Annotated in this window: 16 protein-coding genes; 10 read left to right on the top strand and 6 right to left on the bottom strand. The window is 57.5% G+C overall.

Going from position 1 to position 22,835, the window contains the following annotated elements:
* Positions 1 to 3: 3 nt before the first annotated feature.
* The 3 genes from recF to dnaA are packed head-to-tail and all read right to left on the bottom strand — an operon-like array spanning position 4 to position 3,694.
* Positions 4 to 1,107, bottom strand: a complete 1,104-nt coding sequence (recF, locus tag MA04_RS01515; protein WP_163124847.1) for a DNA replication/repair protein RecF — start codon at positions 1,105 to 1,107, stop codon at positions 4 to 6.
* Between the two features lie 53 nt (positions 1,108 to 1,160).
* Entirely contained in the window at positions 1,161 to 2,261 is a 1,101-nt protein-coding gene (dnaN, locus tag MA04_RS01510) for a DNA polymerase III subunit beta (RefSeq protein WP_262459217.1), read from the bottom strand.
* A gap of 38 nt (positions 2,262 to 2,299) precedes the next feature.
* Positions 2,300 to 3,694: a chromosomal replication initiator protein DnaA gene (gene dnaA / locus MA04_RS01505; RefSeq protein ID WP_163124851.1), complete on the bottom strand. Its 1,395-nt coding sequence runs from the start codon at positions 3,692 to 3,694 to the stop codon at positions 2,300 to 2,302.
* Between the two features lie 452 nt (positions 3,695 to 4,146).
* Here dnaA and rpmH point away from each other — a divergent pair, with 452 nt between their 5' ends.
* From rpmH to MA04_RS01455, 10 genes are all read left to right on the top strand, one after another.
* Positions 4,147 to 4,281 carry a 50S ribosomal protein L34 gene (rpmH, locus tag MA04_RS01500; RefSeq protein WP_081586937.1) on the top strand — a complete coding sequence of 45 codons (135 nt, stop codon included), beginning with the start codon at positions 4,147 to 4,149 and terminating at the stop codon, positions 4,279 to 4,281.
* 46 nt (positions 4,282 to 4,327) lie between these two features.
* Positions 4,328 to 4,720 carry a ribonuclease P protein component gene (gene rnpA / locus MA04_RS01495; protein ID WP_163124853.1) on the top strand — a complete coding sequence of 131 codons (393 nt, stop codon included), beginning with the start codon at positions 4,328 to 4,330 and terminating at the stop codon, positions 4,718 to 4,720.
* A gap of 40 nt (positions 4,721 to 4,760) precedes the next feature.
* Entirely contained in the window at positions 4,761 to 6,500 is a 1,740-nt protein-coding gene (yidC, locus tag MA04_RS01490) for a membrane protein insertase YidC (RefSeq protein WP_163124855.1), read from the top strand.
* A 54-nt stretch (positions 6,501 to 6,554) separates the two neighbouring features.
* Positions 6,555 to 7,931 (top strand): tRNA uridine-5-carboxymethylaminomethyl(34) synthesis GTPase MnmE, encoded by a 1,377-nt coding sequence (gene mnmE / locus MA04_RS01485; protein ID WP_262459216.1) that lies wholly within the window; start codon positions 6,555 to 6,557, stop codon positions 7,929 to 7,931.
* Between the two features lie 184 nt (positions 7,932 to 8,115).
* Positions 8,116 to 9,321, top strand: a complete 1,206-nt coding sequence (locus tag MA04_RS01480) for a tyrosine-type recombinase/integrase (protein WP_262459215.1) — start codon at positions 8,116 to 8,118, stop codon at positions 9,319 to 9,321.
* Positions 9,322 to 9,626: 305 nt separating this feature from the next.
* Positions 9,627 to 10,685, top strand: a complete 1,059-nt coding sequence (locus tag MA04_RS01475) for a Fic family protein (protein ID WP_262459214.1) — start codon at positions 9,627 to 9,629, stop codon at positions 10,683 to 10,685.
* Positions 10,686 to 10,821: 136 nt separating this feature from the next.
* Positions 10,822 to 13,965 carry a BPTD_3080 family restriction endonuclease gene (locus tag MA04_RS01470; protein ID WP_262459213.1) on the top strand — a complete coding sequence of 1,048 codons (3,144 nt, stop codon included), beginning with the start codon at positions 10,822 to 10,824 and terminating at the stop codon, positions 13,963 to 13,965.
* Position 13,966: 1 nt separating this feature from the next.
* Positions 13,967 to 16,897: a site-specific DNA-methyltransferase gene (locus tag MA04_RS01465; RefSeq protein ID WP_262459212.1), complete on the top strand. Its 2,931-nt coding sequence runs from the start codon at positions 13,967 to 13,969 to the stop codon at positions 16,895 to 16,897.
* The gene (locus MA04_RS01460; RefSeq protein ID WP_262459211.1) at positions 16,897 to 17,886 is read left to right on the top strand and encodes a hypothetical protein; all 990 of its coding nucleotides are present in this window, start codon (positions 16,897 to 16,899) and stop codon (positions 17,884 to 17,886) included. Before MA04_RS01465 ends, MA04_RS01460 begins: the two co-directional genes overlap by 1 nt.
* Positions 17,887 to 17,888: 2 nt before the next feature.
* The gene (locus MA04_RS01455) at positions 17,889 to 19,964 is read left to right on the top strand and encodes a UvrD-helicase domain-containing protein (protein WP_262459210.1); all 2,076 of its coding nucleotides are present in this window, start codon (positions 17,889 to 17,891) and stop codon (positions 19,962 to 19,964) included.
* A 78-nt stretch (positions 19,965 to 20,042) separates the two neighbouring features.
* Here MA04_RS01455 and MA04_RS01450 read toward each other — a convergent pair whose 3' ends face one another.
* The 3 genes from MA04_RS01450 to MA04_RS01440 all read right to left on the bottom strand — a co-directional run bounded on the left by MA04_RS01450 (position 20,043) and on the right by MA04_RS01440 (position 22,619).
* Positions 20,043 to 20,906 (bottom strand): phage integrase N-terminal domain-containing protein, encoded by an 864-nt coding sequence (locus MA04_RS01450; protein WP_262459209.1) that lies wholly within the window; start codon positions 20,904 to 20,906, stop codon positions 20,043 to 20,045.
* A gap of 584 nt (positions 20,907 to 21,490) precedes the next feature.
* Complete coding sequence (locus MA04_RS01445) at positions 21,491 to 21,943, bottom strand: hypothetical protein (RefSeq protein ID WP_262459208.1); 453 nt, start codon at positions 21,941 to 21,943, stop codon at positions 21,491 to 21,493.
* Between the two features lie 115 nt (positions 21,944 to 22,058).
* Positions 22,059 to 22,619 (bottom strand): hypothetical protein, encoded by a 561-nt coding sequence (locus tag MA04_RS01440; RefSeq protein WP_262459207.1) that lies wholly within the window; start codon positions 22,617 to 22,619, stop codon positions 22,059 to 22,061.
* Between the last annotated feature and the right edge of the window lie 216 nt (positions 22,620 to 22,835).

The following is a 22,835-nucleotide window of genomic DNA, read 5'->3' as shown; positions in this document are numbered from 1 at the left end:
CCCTTACGAGTCGTTCGATATCCGCTGAATCCGTCCATGTTCCACGTGGAACATTCGGGCGGCAGCACCGCTGTTTTCAACGGTGGCGCGCCCCAAATGGTCCGCGTCCACCGCCGTGATCAATGTCTGATGGTTCCCCATGGTCAGATAGCGCAACAGGGTATCCCGGTGAGTCTGATCCAGCTCAGAGCCCAAATCATCCACAAGGAGCGTACAGACCTTGTTTGCTTCCGAGATCATGGGGAGCTGAGAGAGTACCAGGGCATAAGACAAAATCTTTGCTTGCCCACGGGAGACACGATCCCGGGCCACCACACCATCTTTCGTGATTCTGACATCCGCCCGATGGAAGCCCGTGTGTGTAAAACCTCGACGCCGGTCCTCTTCCTCGGTTCGAATCAGCGCCTGGAGATAGTCTTCACCAGGGCGCAAACCGTTATGCAGTTCCAGATTAACTTTCAGATCGGGAGACAACATCTCCAGAATCTTTCGCCATTCCGCTTTCAGCCGAGCCAGATACGGTCTGCGCAACCCTTCAATAGTAGCAGAACTGGCCGCCAGTTTCTGGTCCCAATAACGCAGCTCCCTTTGCGAAGCTTTTCCGGCCCTCAGCAGCGCATTGCGTTGCTTGAGCAGGGAATTCGCCTCCTTCCAGGCCGATAAAAAAGAATGTTCCACGTGGAACATTCCCCAATCCAGGAATCGCCGACGGACAGAAGAAGCGCCAAATATTAAATCCACGGATTGGGGGTGTAATGCCAGTACGGGAAGCAGAGTGGCCACATCACTCAGTGCCGGGGGAGTTTGGCCATTGAGCTTTAATGACTCAATGCCGGACAAGGCTCTTCTGACCCCTAACCTGTCCTGCTTTCCGGATGGCTGATCAACCACCGCAAACAATGTGGCCGCGGACGCGCCATCCCGAACCAGGCGAGACAGCCGCCCTCCACGAAAAGACCGCCCACCACTGCCGATAAAATAGATGGCCTCCAGCAAGCTGGTCTTGCCGCTGCCATTCTCACCAAAAATGAGATTCAACCCAGGAGAGGGCAGAAAATCCGTCTGATGGTAATTTCGGAAGTCTGAGAGGCGGAGTTCGGTAAGCATAAGGAGGGAGGGGGAAGCAAGGGCCTCGAGTGTTCGAGGCCCACGCGCCGGCGTCAGAGGCGCATTGGCATGACGACGTACACCGCCGCTTTATCTTCTGGGTCGGTAATCAGAGCACTGCTATTACTGTCTCCCAACTCCAGATCCGCCTGAGGGCCGTTCAGTGTGGTCAACACATCCAACAGATAGCTGACATTGAAGCCAATCTCCAATGGAGAGCCATTGAAGTCAACGGACACCTCCTCTTCAGCTTCTTCTTGCTCGGGGTTGTTTGCCACCACTCTCAAGCTACCCTCGGACAACTGCACCCGAACCCCCCGGTATTTTTCATTGGAGAGAATCGCCACACGGGCCAAGGCCTGCCGCAGAGTCTCGCGATCCGCAAGAATCCGGCGATGCCCATCTTTCGGAATGACCCGCTCGTATTCAGGGAACTTACCATCCACCAGTTTGGACGTGAAGGTGATCGCCCCAGCGACGATGCGAACATGATTGCGGCCCAGGGTCAGACGCACCATCTCACCAGCGTCCGCCAGAATACGAGACAACTCCATAACCCCTTTACGCGGAAGAATCACTGAGGCTTCCTGATCCGGGCCTTCCAGCTCCGCATCGCACAAAGCCAGACGGTGGCCGTCGGTGGCCACCGCGCGTAATGCTCCGGTGCGCAGCTCGAACAACATACCGTTCAGGTAATAACGCACATCCTGCTGCGCCATGGAAAAGGCAGTGCGATCGATTAAGCCGCGCAAAACACCCGGCGCGATGTCAAATCCAGACGCGGCCTTGTCCTCTTCCTGGCTGGGAAACTCCGATGCCGGCAAAGTAGACAGAGAAAATCGGCTACGGCCGGATTTCACCAGCATTCGCTCGCCATCCACCTCAAAACGGATCTCGGCTTCCGCTGGTAAACTCTTGACAATATCAACCAACTTACGAGCAGGGACAGTAGTCTCGCCGCTCTGGTTTTCCCCCTCCAGCGGCAGGCGAGCCACCAGCTCCAATTCCAGGTCGGTGCCCGTCAGTGCCAGCCAGCCATCGCTGACTTCCACCAGCACATTGGAGAGTACGGGCAGCGTCTGCCGCTTCTCAACTACCGCCGCTACCTGCTGCAGCGGCTTAAGCACCTGTTCACGGTTGATCGAAAATTTCATGTCCCTTTCCCGTCATCGATGAGCCGACCCCAGCGCCGTCAAGACGTGAGAGTTCTCAGCAAATTTTGGTAATCTTCCTCAATTTCGGGGCTGGTTTCCCGAAGTTCATTCACTTTTCGACAAGCATGCAACACCGTGGTGTGATCACGCCCGCCAAAACTGGCGCCAATCTCCGGCAAACTGTGGCTGGTCAATTCCTTCGACAACGCCATGGCGACCTGCCTTGGCCGCGCCACCGAGCGGGTGCGGCGTGGCGAGTGCAGATCCGGAATCTTGATCTTGTAATACTCCGCCACGGTGCGCTGAATGTTATCGATACTGATCTGCCGCGCCTGCAGCGCAATCAGATCCTTCAAGGCTTCCTTGATCAAACCGATATCAATCTGCGCCCCGGTAAACCGCACATGGGCAATAACCCGGCGCAGGGCCCCTTCCAGTTCCCGCACATTGGAACGAATACGCTGGGCGATAAAGAAGGCCGCGTCGTTAGGTAACTCAATGCGGGCTTCTTCCGCCTTCTTCTTCAAGATCGCCACCCGGGTTTCCAGCTCCGGCGGCTCCAGGGGCTGTGATAATCCCCAGCCGAACCGGCTCTTGAGGCGCTCTTCCAGACCATCCACCTCCTTGGGAAATTTATCGCAAGTCAGGATGATCTGCTGCCCATTCTCCAACAGAGCGTTGAAGGTATGGAAGAATTCTTCCTGGGACTGCTCCTTTCCAGCAAAAAACTGAATATCATCTATCAGGAGCGCATCCACGGATCGGTAGAACCGTTTGAATTCGTTGATGGTCTTGTTCCGTAACGCGGAAATCATATCCGCAACAAAGCGCTCGGAATGCAGATAAACCACCTTGGCATTGGGATTACGCCGCAACAACTCGTTTCCCACCGCATGCATCAAGTGCGTCTTGCCCAGCCCCACACCACCGTAGAGCAGCAAAGGGTTATAGCCATGGCTGGCCGGGTTCTCCGCCACCTGCTGGGCAGCGGCACAGGCCATGCGATTGGACTTACCCTCAACGAAGGTCGGGAAAGTGAAGCCGGTATTGAGGTTACTGCGGTGCTTGGCCGCCAACCCCACCTCAGAGGGAGGAGCTGGCGGTGGCGGACGCGTTTCCGTCGTTTGAACTGCCGCGGGGCGAGGCTCTGGCGCCTGGCGTTTGGGGATAATCTCAGTCACCCGGGAACTGCCAACCTCCAGACGCAACTGGGGCAAGGGGCCTTGTTCCATCTCCCCCATGACCTCGCCGATACGCTCCATATACTTGTCGCGCACCCAATCCACCACGAAACGATTAGGCGCGAACAGCGTCATCTCCGCGCCATCGGCGGACACCGACACCTGCAAAGGGCGAATCCACATATTGAACTGCTGTGACGGCAACTCGTCCTCAAGTCGCGTCAAACAGCGATTCCAAAGCGTTTTGGACACATCCCCGCCTTGCCAGAAACCGTGAATTTGAACGGGCCATTCTATACCTCTGAGCGTGTAACTATCCACAGCACAGCCGGTCTTTTTTTTCCCGTCTTCCGCTGTGGATAACTACGTCCGAAAGCCTGTTGGCAAGGGCACGTATAAGTATGGGGATAACCGGTTGAACCCATTTCTCCCACAATTCCGGACAGCTTGTCCCAGCTTAGTCACCAGGAGTTACACACAGTTATACGTCGGTTACTCACACCGCAACACACTGATCTACTTATACTTTTCTAGCTTATCCCCAGAATTGGCTTTGCCTATAAGAACTACTATCACTAAATAAGAAAATAAATATTTAAAGATATTGATAGGCAAACCCGCCCACCCAGCAAAGCGCTTGACAGGAAGACGAGCCAGAGCTAACATCCGCGCCCTCTTAAGACTTCCACAGCGGGGATGCCGCCATGAAACGCACATTCCAGCCGAGCAATCTGAAGCGTAAACGTAACCACGGCTTCCGCGCTCGCATGGCTACCAAAAACGGACGTAAGATACTGGCGGCTCGTCGCGCCAAAGGTCGTAAGCGGTTGGCTGTATAAGCCAATCGCTGTTTCTTCTGGTGGCATCACCGGGGTATCAGACACGGTGAGCCCATCAGTACCTCTCTCCAGCAATACCTCTCCCCGATTCGGGTTCTCCCGTGATCTTCGGCTGCTTGACGGCAAGGCCTTTCAGGCCGTGTTCGATCAAGCCGACTGGCGCACTGGTCAGCAATGTTTTCTGTTGTTGGCTCGGGAAACCGACCAACCTTTTCCACGTCTGGGTCTGGTGATCGCGAAACGTCGCATTCGCCGCGCTGTGGACCGGGGTGCCGTGAAACGCCGGATCCGGGAACAATTTCGTCTGCGCCAGCACGAATTGAGCGGCCTCGATATCGTGGTATTGATGCGAGGGCCCCTGCCAGCCGGAAAGGAAAACTGGACCCCTCAGTTGGCGCGGCTGTTCGACAAGCTGCTTGCCAAGCGTAGGCAAGACTGAGAAACTGCCCCCCGCTTTTCCGCCAGCCGAATACAAAGCTATGGATATCCCCCGAGCCCTTGTCATTACGGGCATTGCCGTTGTCTCCTACCTGATGATTCAGGCCTGGCAGCGAGACTACGCCGCCCCGGACACCGTCGAGCCGCAAATCAGCGAGCAAGTGGCGGGCAATAACACCGATGCCAACGCCAATACCACGGGTAACGACCTGGTGCCCGATCCGCAGGAGCATACCGACCCGACGGCATCCTCCATTCCCGGCGGAGAAGTGAGCGACAGCATTCCGGACAACAAAGCGCAAAGTGGCGGTGCCATTCATGTCGCCACCGATGTGCTGAACCTGGAAATCGATCCCCGTGGCGGCGACATCGTACGCTTGAGCCTGCCGGCTTATCCTCGCCACGCCGACACGCCGGATCAGCCGTTTGTGCTGCTGGAGAACACCTCCTCACGCACCTACGTGGCTCAGACAGGTCTGATCGGCGCCAATGGCACCGATTCCGCTTCCGGCCGTCCGGTGTGGAGCAGTGCCGAGCAGAGCTACCAGATGGGCGACGCTCATGAACTGAACGTGGATCTGACGCTGACCCAGGACAATGGCGCCAAGATCACCAAGCGCTACACATTCGAGCGTGGCAGTTACCTGGTACGGGTAACCCACATTGTCGAGAACAACAGCGGAGAAACCTGGAGCGGCCAGCTCTACGGCCAAATCAAACGGGATGGTGGTGACGATCCGGGCTTGTCCAAGCAGGGGTTCGCGCCCATGCCCACCTATCTGGGCGCCGCCTACTGGTCCAGCGAAAAGCCGTACAACAAGCTGAAATTCGGCGATATGGAAGAATCCGCCCTGAGCACCACGCAGGAAGGCGGCTGGATCGCCATGGTTCAGCACTACTTCCTGTCCGCCTGGATTCCTGATCCGCAACTGCAGCAGAGCTATTCCACGGTGTACCAGAAGAACCGGGATCAGTACCTGCTGCGTTTCGTGTCCCAGGGCCAGAAAGTGGCGCCTGGCGAAACCGGACAAATGTACGCCGAGTTCTATGCCGGCCCGAAAATCCAGGATCACCTGGAAGCCATCAGCCCCGGGTTGAACATGACCGTGGACTACGGCTGGTTGTGGTTCCTGTCCCAGCCAATCTTTGCTCTGCTGGTGTTCCTGCAAAGCGGCAAGCTCTCCATCTTCGGTCTGAATATGGATATTGGCGCCGGTGTGGGCAACTGGGGTGTGGCGATTATCCTGCTGACCTTCGTCATCAAGGCGCTGTTCTTCAAGCTCAGTGCCACCAGCTACCGCTCCATGGCCAAGATGCGGAAGGTGGCCCCGGAGATGCAGCGCATCCGTGAAGAGCACAAGAGCGACAAGCAGAAACAGCAAATGGAGACCATGAAGCTGTTCCAGCGGGAAAAGATCAACCCGCTCGGCGGTTGCTTGCCGATTCTGGTGCAGATGCCGGTGTTCATCGCCCTGTACTATGTGCTGCTGGAATCCGTGGAGTTGCGTCAGGCGCCGTTCTTCCTGTGGATCCAGGATTTGTCGGTCATGGACCCGTACTTCGTCTTGCCGATTCTGATGGGCGCGTCCATGTTCCTGCAGACCCGTCTGAATCCGACGCCGGCGGACCCCACCCAGGCCCAGGTAATGAAATGGATGCCGGTGATCTTCTCGGTCTTCATGCTGTGGTTCCCGGCGGGTCTGGTACTCTACTGGCTGACCAACAACCTGTTGTCCATCGGCCAGCAATACATCATTACCCGCCGAATCGAGCGGGAGTGATGACAAAGGGGGCCGTTGGCCCCCTTTGTGATTCCGGTTCCGGGTAAGTACGCCATGTCCGCCACTGATTCCGATACCATCGTCGCCATCGCCACTGCCCCTGGCCGTGGCGGTGTTGGTGTGGTGCGGCTTTCCGGTGATCGCGCGTTGGAAATCGCCGCTGGCGTGGTCGGCGACCGGCCATTACAGCCGCGTCAGGCTCATTTCCGCCGTTTTCGAGATGAACGGGGAGAGGTCATCGATGAGGGGCTGGTGTTATCGTTCCCCGGCCCCGGCTCCTTCACCGGAGAAGACGTGGTGGAATTCCAGGGGCATGGCGGCCCGGTAGTGCTGGATATGCTGGTACGTGCTTGCCTTTACCATGGGGCCCGTCAGGCCCGGCCCGGTGAATTCTCACAGCGGGCGTTCTTGAACGACAAACTGGACCTGGCCCAGGCGGAAGCCATCGCCGATCTGGTCGATGCCGGCACCCAGGCTTCGGCTCGCGCCGCTCTGCGCTCCCTTCAAGGGGCGTTCTCCGAGGAAGTGAATCGGTTGGTGGAGCAGTTGATTCAACTGCGCATCTATGTGGAAGCCGCCATCGATTTTCCCGAGGAGGAGATTGACTTTCTCTCCGATGGGAGGGTGGCCGCCGACCTGCGGACATTGTTGGCGCAAGTGAACCGGGTACTCGCCACCGCCCGCCAGGGGCGCCTGGTCCGTGAAGGGCTGACCCTGGTCATCGCCGGGCGTCCCAATGCCGGCAAATCTTCCCTAATGAACCGCCTGGCCGGTTTCGATGCCGCCATCGTTACCGAAGTGCCCGGCACCACCCGGGATGTGCTGCGTGAATCGATCCAGATCGACGGCCTGCCGTTGAATGTGATCGACACCGCCGGGCTGCGTGAAAGTCCGGACCGGGTGGAGCAAGAGGGGATTCGCCGGGCGTACGAGGAGATGCGCAAGGCGGACCGGCTGCTGGTGGTGGTGGATTCGCAAACCGGAACCGAATCCCTGAAGGAGCCCGCCCTGCTGCTGCCAGACAGTCAGAAACAACTGGAAAATCTGGAACTGCCGGTCACCATCGTCCTCAACAAGGCCGATCTCAGCGGGCTGGAGCCCGGCCCCCTGGCGGGCAACCCGGACACCTTTGTGATTTCCGCCACCTCGGGAGAGGGGCTGGACGCACTGCGCGATCACTTGAAAGCCGTGGCCGGTTACCAGAGTACCGACGAAAGCCCGTTTTCCGCCCGCCGCCGCCACATCACCGCCCTGGAGCAGGCCCTGGCCGCGCTCGATAAAGGCCAGCGCCAGCTGGGCGACCATGCTGCTGGCGAATTGCTTGCCGAGGACCTGCGCTCCGCGCAGAAAGCCCTTGAAGACATCACCGGGGTCTTTACCGCCGACGATCTTCTGGGGCGGATTTTCTCGTCGTTCTGCATCGGGAAGTAATTCGGGTTCCAGTGAGTTCCACCAAAGTCTTCCAAAATCCATTTTACCCTACAAATAAAGCATTTTTGTTCTATTGAGCAATTTGGTGTTATAGTCAGATCCAACACTTTTCGGGTCCATGAATGGGTCCAAATAACCCGAAAAGCAAGGCAGTTGAGCTTTCATGGACCCAAAAGGTGGGACCATGGCTCTGACCGACACCGCACTCAAGGCGCTCAAACCCAAGGAAGCGCCCTACACCGTCACCGATGACCGGGGGCTCTATGTCGAGGTGCTGACCACCGGCAGCATCGTTTGGCGCTATCGCTACCGGCTGAATGGCAAACGGGAAAAGCTCACCCTGGGCAAATACCCGGACCTCACCCTCAAAAACGCCCGCCTCAAACGCGACGAAGCCGCCCAACTGGTGGCCATGGGTGAATCCCCAGCCAAAAAGAAACAACAGGCCAAAGTCGCCGGCGGCGAGAACACCACCGTCGCCGAATTCGCCGAACGCTTCTTCAGGGACATCCAGCAGCGCGACCGCAAGAACACCACCATCCCCCGCCGCTACCTGGACAAGGACATCCTCCCCCACATCGGCAGCAAACCGATCAAGGACATCACCGCCGAGGACATGCGCAGCGTTATCTGGCGCAAAAAGGATCAGGGCTTCGACGCCGCCGCCGGCCAGATTCGCGGCCTGCTCAAACGCATGCTGGACTACGCCCTCACCTGCGGCCTGATCCAGGCCAACCCCGTCATGGCCCTGCCCATGCGCCACGTCTACCGCGCCCAGGCCCGCGAACGCGCCTTGACCGAAGACGAAATCCGCCGCTTCCTGCGCGCCATGCAACAGTCCAACATCCGCCGCCAGTTCAAGATCGCCCTGCAACTGATCCTCATGACCCTGGTGCGCAAATCCGAACTGCTACAGGCCCAGTGGAAAGACGTGCATCTGGACCAGCATGAATGGCACATCCCGGTGGAAAACTCCAAAACCGGCAAACCGCACATCGTCTACCTGTCCACCCAGGCGGCCATGCTGTTCCGCGAACTCAAAACCCTGGCCAGCACCAGCGACTGGGTCATGCCCGGCCGCGGCACCCTCAGCAAACCCTTTGCCCACAACGCCTTGAACTCCGCCCTCAAGGTCTCCCTGCAGGACCAGGACATCCCCGCCTTCACCATCCACGACCTGCGCCGCACCGCCTCCACCCTGCTGCACGAACAGGGTTGGCCGTCCGACGTAGTGGAAAAAGCCCTCAACCACACCATTGGCGGCGTGCGCGGGGTTTACAACCGGGCGGAGTATGCGGAACAGCGGAAAGAGATGCTGCAGGCCTGGGCGGATTTCATTGATGGGTTGGCACCGACCAGCAATCTGGTGGTTGATCTGGAGAGGGTGTGATGGAGGCCTTTTTCCTTTTCCGGGTAGGCCTTTGACCATTAAGTGGCCATTCCCTTGCCATTTGCCTTTACCGAAGGCTGGACGCTGGAAATAGGGTAATGAATGGATTAAATAGGGTAATTTTTCTTTAATTACCTATTTTCTCAAGATTCCAGTCGCCCATTCTCTTCCCCCGCCTGCCCTTCATGAACTGCCTTATGTCCAATAAATGGGGTAGTTAACCAATAGTAATGAGGTATTTTTGTAGAAAATACCCTGTTTAAAAGATACGATTACCCCATTTAGACAGCTAGGCTTACATTTTCATGCACTCGCTCACACCCGAATACCTCACCGCACTTCGCTTCGATGGCAACCAGGCGGCCACGTTGCGCTCACTGGGCGAGTACCAGGGCAAGCAACAGCTCTATGCCGCGCAGTCGCCTGAAGCACTAAAAGGCTTACTCCAGATTGCGGTGGTGGAATCCACCGAGTCGTCCAATCGCCTGGAAGGCGTTGTCGTGGCTCCCTCACGGCTGAAGTCCCTGGTCATCCGCAATGCGGCGCCGAAAAACCGCTCTGAGCAAGAGATCACTGGCTACCGTGATGCTTTGGCACTAATCCACGAGTCCGCTGCGCACATGCCATTCAATGAGGGTGTAGTGCTGCAACTGCACACCCTGCTTTACCGCTATATGCCACAGGCAGGCGGACGCTGGAAGGCCACCAACAACGACATCATCGAACGTCACCCGGATGGCACCTCGCGTCTGCGCTTCCAGCCGGTCGCCGCGCATCTGACGCCGATGGCCATGGCCGATCTGACCGGGCGCTACGCTACCGCGCTGGACCAGCACCTGGCGGACCCGCTGGTGCTGGTGCCGCTGGCGATGCTCGACTTCCTGTGCATCCATCCCTTTTCGGATGGCAACGGTCGCATGTCCCGCCTGCTGACCCTGTTGCTGCTCTACCACTTCGACTATGCCGTGGGCCGTTACATCAGCCTTGAACGCATCTTCGAGGAAACCAAGGAAGGCTATTACGAGACGCTGGAAGCCAGTTCGCAGGGATGGCATCAGGGGCAGCACGACGTCAAGCCCTGGCTTGACTATTTCTGGGGTACCTTGCTGCGGGCCTACCGTGAGTTCGAGGAACGTGTCGGCACCATCGAGCAGGGACGAGGCAGCAAAGGTGACCGGGTGCGGGCGGAAGTCCTGGGACGCACTCTACCGTTCTCTATTTCCGAGATCGAGGAAGCCTGCCCGGGCGTGAGTCGAGACATGGTGAGGCTGGTGCTGCGGGCGATGAAATCAGAAGGGTTAATAGAGTCAACAGGCAAAGGACGGGGGGCGAAATGGGTCAAAGCAGGTGTGAGGGGATTATGAGGGAGTTGATCAACGACATCCGTCGCTCGCCAGGTGACGACCTGAAGCAAACCGTCCGGCCAGGGGCACGGCTGAGGATCGCGGCTTCATGCTTTGAATTGCCTCAAAACAGCCTAAATATCAGGGGACTAAAGAAGTGAGTGATCAGTTTTTCGCCCAACCCATTCTGAACTCGCCGTATGAATATCCGGCCCAGCATTGGGAACTGGATGACAGCGGCCAGCCGACACAGAAAATTGTTCCCAGCCGCCGCCGTGCCGACTTCATCACGCCAATCCCCAAACCGCGCAAGAAGAAAGGCGAGCAAGAGCAGACTGGGCTGTTGTTTGATGAGGGCAAGGGCCTGTCCACTGATGAACAGGCTTATGACCACACCGCCATCATCAATGCTGTCCGGCAGGAGGTGGACGCCTGGCGTAAGCTGCCACCGTCACATTGGCGCGTCAGCCCCGAAACGGCCCGCCTGCTGGAGCACTGGCGCAACCACAAGTTCGCCGGAATACGCCCGTTCTTCTGCCAGGTCGAAGCGGCCGAGACTGCCATCTGGCTGACCGAAGTCGCCCCGCAGCTAGGCAAGAATGGTGAGCGCTTCCTCGATCACCTGAAGAAAGCGAGCAACGAAGCTAATCCCGGCCTGATGCGCCTGGCGTTGAAGCTGGCCACTGGTGCTGGTAAGACCACGGTCATGGCCATGCTTATCGCGTGGCAGACGGTCAATGCCGTGCGTCACCCACAAAGCAAGAAATTCACCCGTGGTTTCCTGCTGGTTGCTCCCGGCCTGACCATCAAGGATCGCCTGCGCGTGCTGCTACCCAATGATGCGGATAGTTACTATGCCAGCCGCGAGATCGTGCCGCGCGACATGCTGGCCGATCTGGACAAGGCCAAGGTCGTCATCACCAACTACCACGCGTTCAAGCTGCGTGAAAAATTATTTGCCGGAAGCGACGGCAAAAATGCCCTAAAACCTGCGGGACGAGCTCTGCTCAAGGGCCGTACCGGAGACGACTTGAACACGCTGGAAACCGAAGGCCAGATGCTCCAGCGGGTCATGCCGGAACTGATGGGGTTGAAGAACATCCTCGTTATCAACGACGAGGCGCATCACTGCTACCGGGAAAAACCCGCTTCCGATGACGATTTCATCGACGATAAGGGCAATCCGCTGACCGGTGATGACCTGAAAGCCGCCAAGGAACACGTCAAGGACGAGAACGAAGCCGCGCGCCTGTGGATTTCCGGCCTGGATGCGGTAAACCGCAAGCTTGGTCTGCAGCAGGTGATCGACCTGTCGGCCACGCCTTTCTTTCTGGCCGGTTCCGGCTATGTGGAAGGCACGTTGTTTCCCTGGACGATGAGCGACTTCTCGCTGATGGACGCCATCGAATGCGGCATCGTCAAATTGCCGCGCGTGCCGGTGGCCGACAACATCCCCGGTGCGGAAATGCCCATCTACCGCGAACTCTGGAAGCACATCGGCAAGAAGATGCCGAAGAAGGGACGTCGCAAGAACGCCCAGCTCGATCCCTTGGCCATCCCGGTGGAATTGCAGACGGCGCTGGAAGCCCTGTACGGCCACTACCTCAAAACCTTTGAAGCCTGGAAGCAGGCAGGCATTCATGTGCCGCCATGCTTCATCGTGGTGTGTAACAATACCGCAACGTCCAAGTTGGTGTTTGACTACATCTCGGGTTTTGAGCGCACGAATGAAGATGGCTCCATCACGCGTGTGCCTGGCCGGTTGGAGCTGTTCCGCAACTTCGACGAGCATGGTGAGCCGCTGGCGCGCCCGAACACCTTGCTGATCGATAGCGAGCAGCTAGAATCTGGCGAGGCGCTGGATGATAACTTCCGGGGCATGGCCGCCGACGAGATCGAACGCTTCAAGCGAGAGATTATTGAGCGCACGGGTAATCGCCGCCAGGCTGAGAACCTGAGCGACAGCGACTTGCTGCGCGAGGTAATGAATACCGTTGGCAAGCAGGGCCGCTTGGGCGAACAAATTCGCTGCGTGGTGTCGGTGTCCATGCTCACGGAAGGTTGGGATGCCAATACCGTTACCCACATCCTCGGGGTGCGTGCGTTCGGCACCCAGTTGTTGTGCGAACAGGTGATTGGCCGTGCCTTGCGCCGTCAGTCCTATGAATTGAACGAACAAGGTCTCTTCGACGTGGAGTACGCCGACGTATTCGGCATTCCCTTCGACTTCACGGCCAAGCCAGTCATCGTCACGCCGCCCAAACCTCGCGAAACCGTCATGGTCAAGGCGCTGCGCCCGGAACGCGATCATTTGGAAATCCGCTTTCCTCGTGTGCAGGGCTATCGCGTTGAGCTGCCGGAAGAACAACTCGAAGCCGAATTCAACAACGACCACCACCTCGCCCTGACACCGGACATGGTCGGTGCGACCAAGACCCACAACGCCGGTATCATCGGCGAAGCGGTGGAGCTGGATATCAAGCATCTGGGAGACGTACGTCAGTCCACCCTGCTGATGGAACTGACCAAGCATCTGCTGTTTCAGCAATGGCGTGATCAAGGTGAGGAGGCGCCGATTGCCCTGTTCGGTCAGCTCAAGCGCATCGTGCGCCAGTGGCTGGACGAGTGCCTGGAATGTAAGGGAGGCACCTACCCGGCGCAGTTGATGTACCGCGAGCTGGCTGACATGGCCTGCCAGCGCATCACCAAGGGCATCACCGCGAAGGAACTGAAAAAGGGTCGGCAGGTCAAGGCCATCCTCGATCCATTCAACCCGACAGGCAGTACCGCGCACGTACGCTTCAACACCTCGCGCCCGGGCAATGAACGCTGGGAAACCCTCGGCGTGGAGAACCAGCCGAAGAATCAGGTCAACTGGGTGATCCTGGACAGTGGCTGGGAAGGTGAGTTTTGCCGCGTTGCCGAATCGCACCCCAGGGTGCTGGGCTACACAAAGAACCACAACCTCGGGCTGGAAGTGCCTTACCGCTTTGGCTCGGCCAATCGCCTCTACATCCCGGACTTCATCGTGCAAGTGGATGATGGTCACTGCAAGGGCGACCCACTGAACCTGATCGTTGAGATCAAGGGCTACCGAGGCGAAGACGCAAAAGAGAAAAAGTCCACCATGGATACCTACTGGATTCCCGGCGTGAACCACCTTGGCACACACGGGCGCTGGGCCTTCGCCGAGTTTGGCGACGTGTACGAAATGCAGGAAGACTTCGCCAAAGAGGTCGAGGCGAAATTCAACCAAATGATTGAAGCGGCTGTGCCCGCGCCGGGAAACAAGGAAAACTGAGATGGCAGCTAAGAAAAAACAGAAGCCGGCCAAGAGTATCGAACAGATCACACACACTGGGGCCAAACGCAAAAACATTCCGACCGTGGAGCATCAGTCGGTGATGCAGCAGCATGAACAGGCGCCGGTGCAGGTAGCCTACCCACGGGCCAATCGGCAATGGCTGGAGGAGCTGTGCACTCTGCATAACGCGGGAAAGGCTTCCCCGGAATTCCAGCAGCGGCTTAACCGCGATCTTGACCCGCAACTCATCTGGCGCGGCAAGGACCAGCAGGACTGGTCAGATCTAGTCGTCAACGCACCGCCGCTCTATATCCAGGAGAAGGTTAAACCCAAGGCACTGATCGACGACCTGCGCCGTCAGACCGAAGAGCAACGCGAAGCTGCCGCGCCGCAACAGGACTCGCTCGATTTGTTCGGCGACTTCAACGGCCTGCCAGAAGGCGCAGACCGCACGGAGTTCTACCAGCACGAGGGGCACTGGCAGAACCGGATGATCCTGGGCGATTCCTTGCAAGTGATGGGCAGCCTGGCCGAGCGCGAGGGTTTGCGCGGCAAGGTGCAGTGCATTTATTTCGATCCGCCGTACGGCATCAAATTCAACAGCAATTTCCAGTGGTCAACCACCAGCCGAGATGTGAAGGACGGCAATGCTACACATATCACTCGCGAGCCGGAACAGGTGAAGGCGTTCCGGGATACTTGGCGCGACGGCATTCATTCGTATCTGACTTATTTGCGCGACCGGCTGATAGTGGCGCGGGATTTGTTGACCGAATCCGGGTCGATCTTCGTGCAGATCGGCGATGAGAATGTGCATCGCGTTAGGGCGGTGATGGACGAAGTTTTCGGCGACGAAAATTTTGTTGCTCTAATTCAGTTTAAAAAAACCGGGGGCTTTGATGCGAGTTCAGTTGCTTCAATTTGTGACTATGTTGTTTGGTATGCAAAGAAGAAAGCTTCCTTAAAATATCGCGCATTATTCGAGCAAAAAGTCTATGGAGAAGGATCAGGGGAAAGATACAAGTCATGCTTGCTTCCTAATGGTGAGGCCGTTCCTTCATCCAAATTTTCAGATGATGAAGGCAATCTCCAGCTCCCCGAAGGAGCACGCTTGTTCCTCGGCGCTCCATTGACATCAGATGGAGCTCCGACAAATCCGTTTTCGTTCACGTTTGAGAATCGAACACTCAACCATAAGCCTAATCAACACTGGAAAACGACACTAGAGGGCCTAAACCGAACCGGCAAAGCAGGACGGATTTTTCTCACCAGGACTTTTGCCAACTATCGCCTCTTTCTAGATGACTTTGCTGCCACGCCAGTCACTAATATGTGGACCGATACAATGGGAACTGCCGAGCGCGATAAGGTTTATGTCGTTCAAACAGTCTCTCGAATTATCCAACGCTGCATTCTGATGGCAACCGACCCTGGCGATCTCGTGCTGGACCCCACCTGTGGCTCCGGCACCACCGCCTATGTCGCCGAACAATGGGGCCGCCGCTGGATCACCGTCGACACCAGTCGCGTCGCTCTGGCGCTGGCCCGTGCTCGCATTATGGGTGCGCGTTATCCGTACTATCTGCTCGCTGACAGTAAAGAAGGTCAGCAGAAGGAAGCCGAGGTCACCCGCAGCGCGCCATCCAGCCAACCCACTTACGGCAATATCGCCCACGGCTTTGTCTATGAGCGCGTGCCACATATCACCCTCAAATCCATCGCCAACAACACCGAGATCGACGTTATCTGGGATAACTTCCTGACCGTGCTGGAGCCACTGCGCGAAAAACTCAATAAGGAAACCGGTGAACAGTGGCAGGAATGGGAAATTCCGCGTGAAGCCGATACCGAGTGGAGCGATACCGCGAAAGCGCTACACACCGACTGGTGGCAGCAACGTATCGCCCGGCAGCAAGAAATTGATACCTCCATCGCCGCCAAGGCCAATTTCGAATATCTCTACGACAAGCCGTATGAGGATAAGAAGAAGGTACGCGTAGCCGGGCCCTTCACTGTTGAATCGCTGTCACCGCATCGCGTGCTGGGCGTGGACGAGGAAGATAACCTGATCGACCATGTGGCCGAGGCCCAAGAAGAATACGGCCAAGACTTCGCCAGCCTGATCCTGGCCAACCTCCGCACCGCTGGTGTGCAGCAGGCGCACAAGGCCGACAAGATCGAATTCACCGCGCTGGTGCCGTGGCCTGGGGAACTGGTTTGCGCTGAGGGCAGCTATCAGGACGAGACCGGCGCACTCAAACGCGCTGCCATCTTTATCGGCCCGGAATTCGGCACCGTCACCCGCGCAGACCTGGTCGATGCCGCCCGCGAGGCTGGTGATGCCAATTTCGACGTCCTCATCGCTTGCGCCTTCAACTACGACGCACCGGCCAGTGAATTCAGCAAATTGGGCCGCATCAACGTGCTCAAGGCACGCATGAACGCCGACCTGCATATGGCCGAAGACCTGAAGAACACCGGCAAGGGCAATCTGTTTGTCATTTTCGGTGAGCCGGATGTGGACGTGCTGGACACCCAGGGCCGCAGCATCCGCAAATACGACGGCAAGCGCGACGTCATCGAGGTACCCGCCGATGGACAACTGGTGGTGCGCATCAACGGCGTGGACGTATTCCACCCCAGCACCGGCGAAGTCCGCAGCGACGGCGCGGACGGAATTGCCTGCTGGTTCCTGGACACCGATTACAACGAAGAATCCTTCTTCGTCCGCCATGCCTACTTCCTCGGTGCGAACGACCCGTACAAGGCGCTGAAGACCACCCTCAAGGCTGAAATTGATCCCGACGCATGGGCAACCCTCAACTCCGATATCTCGCGCCCGTTTCCAAAACCCAGCAACGGCCGGTTTGCAGTGAAGGTCATCAATCACCTGGGGGATGAGGTGATGAAAGTGTTCAAGGTGCAGTGATGGTGAATACAACTTGTCCGATTTGGGGAACCACGGCCACACCTACTGATGTGGGCGGGCATGATGGCATCGCCGTTGATTCACCGAGGGCTGGTGGAGAGTTCTTCATCTCTGGCACAGCGAACGCCATGCTTGCCAACCTGGACGACAAGGGAAAGGTTCTTCTGACCTCTTGGCTGGTCAGGCAACATCGGCTTGGAGTCATCCGACCAGAGATTTCCAGCCAAACTCTTGAAGACTTGAAGAGCTGGAGCTTCCCAGTCGTTCACGAGAGGGCAGACGACCTGTTGCGCTATCTAGCAAGCAGGAGCGAGCTACTCGGAACTGTCGTCAGGTTTTGTGTGCCTGAAAAAACAAGCAGGCCGGATGATGGCAATGCACTGATGGCATGGACGGCCTCCCGGAAACTTTCCGAGGTGATTACCCTCGCAGAATATGCCCATTCTGAAAAATGGATTGAGCATCGCGTCGAAAATCCGAGAACTCTCAGCGAGGTTAGCGACACTCATGAACTGATGCTCCGGCCGCCTGGGTATGCCCGTATGGCAACCCTAGATGGCAGCGGTGCGGCATCGAGTCAAGCATTCGTTGCCATGTGGTTCGACCCGTCTATGAACGAAGCGTATGAAAAAGGCATTGCCCCGGCCATTCTAGATGCTGGCTACGAGCCAATGCGGATAGATCAGAAAAATCACAACAACAAAATTGACGACGAAATCATCGCGGAGATAAAGAGGTCGCGTTTCGTTGTCGCGGACTTCACGCAAGGAGATAGCGGTGCACGCGGCGGGGTCTATTACGAGGCGGGTTTTGCTCATGGTCTCAATATGCCAGTGATTTTCACTTGCCGTGCTGATGCGCTGAGCAATGTTCACTTTGACACGCGCCAATACAACCATATCGCGTGGAAAGATATTGATGAGTTGAAAAACCAACTTACCCAAAGAATATCGGCCACCATCGGCGATGGTCCGAAGAGGAAGACTTGAGTATGGAATTCCGCATCGCCGACACCTTCACTACCAGTCTGGCCCGCCTGACCGGCGATGAACAAAAAGCGGCCAAGACAACCGTATTCGACTTGCAGGTTGATCCCACCGGCAAGGGTATGAGTTTTCACAAGCTCGATAGAGCCAAAGACCCTAATTTCTGGTCGGTACGTGTCAGTCGCGATATCCGTCTGATCGTTCACAAGACGGCAGGCAGCCTGTTGTTGTGCTATGTCGATCATCACGACAAGGCCTACCAATGGGCGGAGCGCCGCAAGCTGGAAGTGCATCCAACCACCGGCGCAGCACAACTCGTCGAAATCCGCGAACGTGTCGAAGAAAACCTCGTTCCCAAATATGTTGAAGACAACACACCGGCCGCGCAGAAGCCAAAACTGTTCTCACAATACGACGACTCGCAACTGTTGGCTTATGGTGTGCCGCAGGAATGGCTTGCCGATGTAAAAGCGGCCGATGAAGATGTGCTGCTAGAGCTGTCTGACCACCTCCCTGCCGAAGCATCTGAAGCTCTGCTCGAACTGGCGACCGGCGGCACGCCGACATTGCCGGAAGTGGCGGGCGAAGGAACAGATCCATTCCAGCACCCGGATGCGCAACGCCGCTTCCGTGTCATGTCTGATGTGGACGAACTGATCCGCGCCCTGGAATACCCGTGGGACAAGTGGACGGTGTTCCTCCATCCGGCGCAGCGCCAACTGGTTGAGCGTTATTATAACGGTGCGGCGCGTGTGTCTGGCTCGGCTGGCACCGGCAAGACCGTGGTCGCCTTGCACCGGGCCGTACATCTGGCGCAGGAGGACGAAGATGCGCGGGTTCTGTTGTCCACGTTTTCGGACACCTTGGCCAATGCCCTACGCGGCAACCTCTATCGGCTTATCTGGAACACTCCCAAGCTCGGCGAACGTATTGACGTGGCCGCTATGGAGGCCATCGGCATTCGCTTGTATTCGGCGGAATTCGGCAAACCGGTATTCGCTAGCCGAGATGAAATTTCCGAACTGCTGAAGACAGCTGCGATGCAGGTAGATGGCCTGAAAGCTAACGCGGCATTCCTGATGTCCGAATGGGAGGATGTCGTGGATGCTTGGCAGATCGATGATTGGGAGACTTACCGGGACGCCAGGCGGCTGGGCCGCAAGACGCGCCTGGCGGAAGCACAACGCGCTTTGTATTGGCAGGCATTTGCCCAAGTACAGGCGCAATTGAAACAGGCCGGCAAGATTACTACTGCCGAAATGTTCGCCAGGCTTGCCGAGGCTATGTCCAAACGCAAACATCCGGTATTCGATTACATCGTGGTCGACGAAGCACAGGATATCACCGTACAACAATTGCGTTTCCTCGCAGCGATTGCGGGTAACCGCGCCAATGCACTCTTCTTCGCCGGTGATCTCGGCCAACGCATCTTCCAAACGCCGTTCTCGTGGAAATCCCAGGGTGTGGAAGTCCGTGGCCGTTCGCGCACGCTCAAGATCAACTACCGCACCTCACATCAGATTCGCTCGCAGGCCGACCTTCTGCTCGGCCCTGAGGTGTCCGATGTGGACGGAAACATCGAAAGTCGCAAGGGCACCATTTCCGTGTTCAATGGGCCGGAGCCGATCATCTACAGCTATACCCATGCCGAGGCGGAAATCCAAGCCGTCGGTACATGGTTGAAGCAATGCAATAGCAGTGGCGTGCTGCCGCAGGAAATCGGTGTCTTCGTCCGATCAGAAAGCGAACTATCTCGCGCACAGGCGGCAGTAAAGGCTGCTGGACTGCAGGGGCGCGTGCTTGGCAAGGACATGGCAACAGAAGAGGGCTTTGTTAGCATCACCACCATGCATTTGGCTAAGGGCATGGAATTCCGTGTGGTCGCGGTGATGGCTTGCGATGATGAAATCATTCCTTCACAGGTGCGCATCGACACTGCTGCTGACGAGGCCGAGCTGACAGAAATCTACAACACCGAGCGCCAGTTGCTATATGTGGCTTGCACCCGCGCCCGCGATCAATTGTATGTTTCTGCGGTGAAGCCGGAGTCGGAGTTTCTGGGGGACTTGCTGCAAAAATAGCTATGCGCGTCTTGGGTTCGTCAGGTGGAGACGACGTTGTATAGACTGTTGCCCCAGGCGCTTGCCCAGTGTGCGACTTTAGCTTCCCAGATAGACCACTGTTACCTTCACCCGCTCGTGCCCGAGTTCACGACTGATCTGCTGCCGGGCTTGATGGTCGACCAAACGTCGTGATAGATCAAGTTGATCCGTGCCAGGCCCGCCTGCTGCCGGTGACTTCCAGCCCGTCAATGTCTCATACCGCATCTGCGCATACTGATGTCGCAACCCATGCATATTGCTCAATCCGGCGGCTTTGCATTGCCCGTCGTAGACATGCCGTTGCTGGATGTAGGTTCTGTGCGCTGGAATCAGCGAGCCATTACCCGCCAGGCTTCGGGCATCGTTGAGTACGGTACGCTGCTCCGGTGTGGTGATAGGCACGGTGCGCTCACGGCCACCTTTGGTCCAGGAACCTTTGAGGGCGATATGGTCGCCCCGGTCAGCGTAGCTGAGCTGGAACTTGATGGCTTCTTCCCGCCGCAATCCGAAGGCAGCTTGCAGGCGCAGGCTCATCTGGACATGAGGGTCGCTGATTTTGTCCTGTGCCCTATCCAACCGTTGGGCTTTGTTCTGATTGCCGATGTAATTACGCTCGGGAATACCCAGCAGGCGGTTGTCCGCCGGCAGGATACCGGCCTTGCCCACCTTCTCCGCCCACCAACGCAGGTGGGACAGCCGGTTTTTTAGAGTGCCGGTGGACAGGCCTTCTCCCTGCCAACGTTGCAGCAGCGCCTCAATGTGTTTGCCCTTGAGCGAGCCGGCTTTCATCTGACGGAATCCGGATTCCCGCAGTTGTCGGGCCGTCAAGCTCAGCGAGCGTTGCCGGTCGGCCTGGGTGGCATGGCTGCCGTCGCGGTTGCGCTGGCAGAGCTGGCGCAGGCTGTAGGTCAGGTCGTCCATGGTGGTCTCCGGTTCTATGTTCGGATTGCCGCTCTGAGTGCTGTCTTGATCAGTGTTAGTGCCAACTCGCCGGAGCGAGATCCCCGAAGGGCAAGGGCCAGGTGCTCAGTTCACCTGTTGCCTCACATGAGGCGCCCGCCGTGCTTCCTGCGGGAAGACCGGGCGGGATAGTCAAGGGACGACGCACCGCTTATGGGGAAGCGATGGAGATAAGTTGGATTGTTGGGATGAGTTCCTTCTGTGTGGTGGTGGGACAAAAGTGCCTGACAAAGGCTGGGTGTAAGAGCCAGGGGTTGCGGCAGACAATACAAGCTCAACCTCGATGAGGTCGGCACGCGGTGTGAGCCGGGGCGTGCCTGGATGCCGGTGTTCACACCCACCGGCAGGTTGTTGCAGGATCAGTCTCGCAGGGCATCATCATGTATGCCGCACGAAATAGGATTTGCGCCAGACCGCATTGTTGCTGCAGTGCTTCGGGCCGTCACTGCGGCGGGCAGTGACGGCCCGGTAGCCTGGATTATCTGCAGCAGTGGGGCAAAATTGGCTGCAACAGCCAATCAACCTTCTCTACATCCCCACCCACATCAGGTTGCGCCAAGCAGCCCGTAATCCATCCCGATGTCATCGTCGTGCGGGTTGCAGAACAGGCCGCTGCGTTCCAGCTCACCCAGCACCTGGCTGGCCGACCGGGGCTTGTCGAACATGGCCCTGAGCTGAGCCAGATGTGCCTGGCCTTTCGCTCGCGCTGCCAGCCTTTCAGGTTCCTCTGCCTGACGCACCACCTGGGCGGTAATGGGCTGCGGTACCGGGTTCAGTGCCCGGAGCTGGGGTTCAGGCGAAGCTGTCACCACCTCAGCACTGACCACTTGTTCACTTGACGTCGTCCCCATCGGCTCACGTGCCGCCCACAGCCGGAACTGGCCCGCCACCGCCTTCTTGATCAACCCATACAGGTAGGCGATGGCGTTCTTCACATAACCGGCAGTACAGCGACAGTGCCATTCGTTGAGCACGTCCTGGCGCTGTTGCAGCGACAAACCACGAAGTCGTTGGGTCAGACAGCGCTGATCACTCAATGGCAAACGCTGAAAACGCCGGGTGGCTGCTTCGTTGGACAGATCGCCTGAAATCGGTGCTTCGGATTTCTCTTCACTAATCAGTACAGTACGTATACGTATGTAGTTTATTTAATACTTTATTTTGTACAGTACGTACTGTTCCAGGAAATGGCGGGGATGGCTTCGGATCATCGCTATGGGCTGCAGCAATATTATCCACAGGGAAACCTCCCGAGGAAGGTGGTTCATTGGAGTTGTCAGTATCCCTGCCATGGGCCTTCTCCCACAATGCGCCAATACGATCATTCACCTCTTCTGAAAGGCATTCCAGGTCTTCATTCACCATAGCCTCATCGAGAATACAGCGGGCAAGCTGGCGCACATTGGCGGCGGAATGTTCCAGGGCACGCTCGAACTGCAGCAGGTATTCCTTGTCTTCCCGACAGGCCTGCACAAAGCTGATGGGTTCGCTGCGCACCGCATAGCGGCTGGCCTTGATGTAACCGGTCACTGGATCACGACGATGTTCAACCAGTACCATCCAGGTGGACAGCCGCAGGCACAGCATGACCTTGGAGACGGTTTCGTGGGAAGCCTTGCGGCCACCTGGCGCACAGGGCAGGTATTCGCGCAGGGACTCGTAACTGGCGATCACAGTGGCCGTCGTTACCTGCCAAGGAACGCAGCAACATCCAGGCATTGCGTTCCAGCGGGGTGAGGCGATGATCCTGCAGCAGGGAGCCAGGCACCTGCACGGAGGGGAAAGGGTGAGTTGAGTGCGACATAAGTGAACTCCTATCGTGATTGGCGCAGTGGCCATGGGAGTGCTTATGTCATCGCAGGAATGGCTGGGTAACAGCAAAGAATAGGA

It is taken from the genome of Alloalcanivorax balearicus MACL04 (assembly GCF_025532145.1).
In the GTDB taxonomy this organism is placed as follows: domain Bacteria; phylum Pseudomonadota; class Gammaproteobacteria; order Pseudomonadales; family Alcanivoracaceae; genus Alloalcanivorax; species Alloalcanivorax balearicus.
This window is presented reverse-complemented; position numbering and strand designations above follow the sequence as displayed.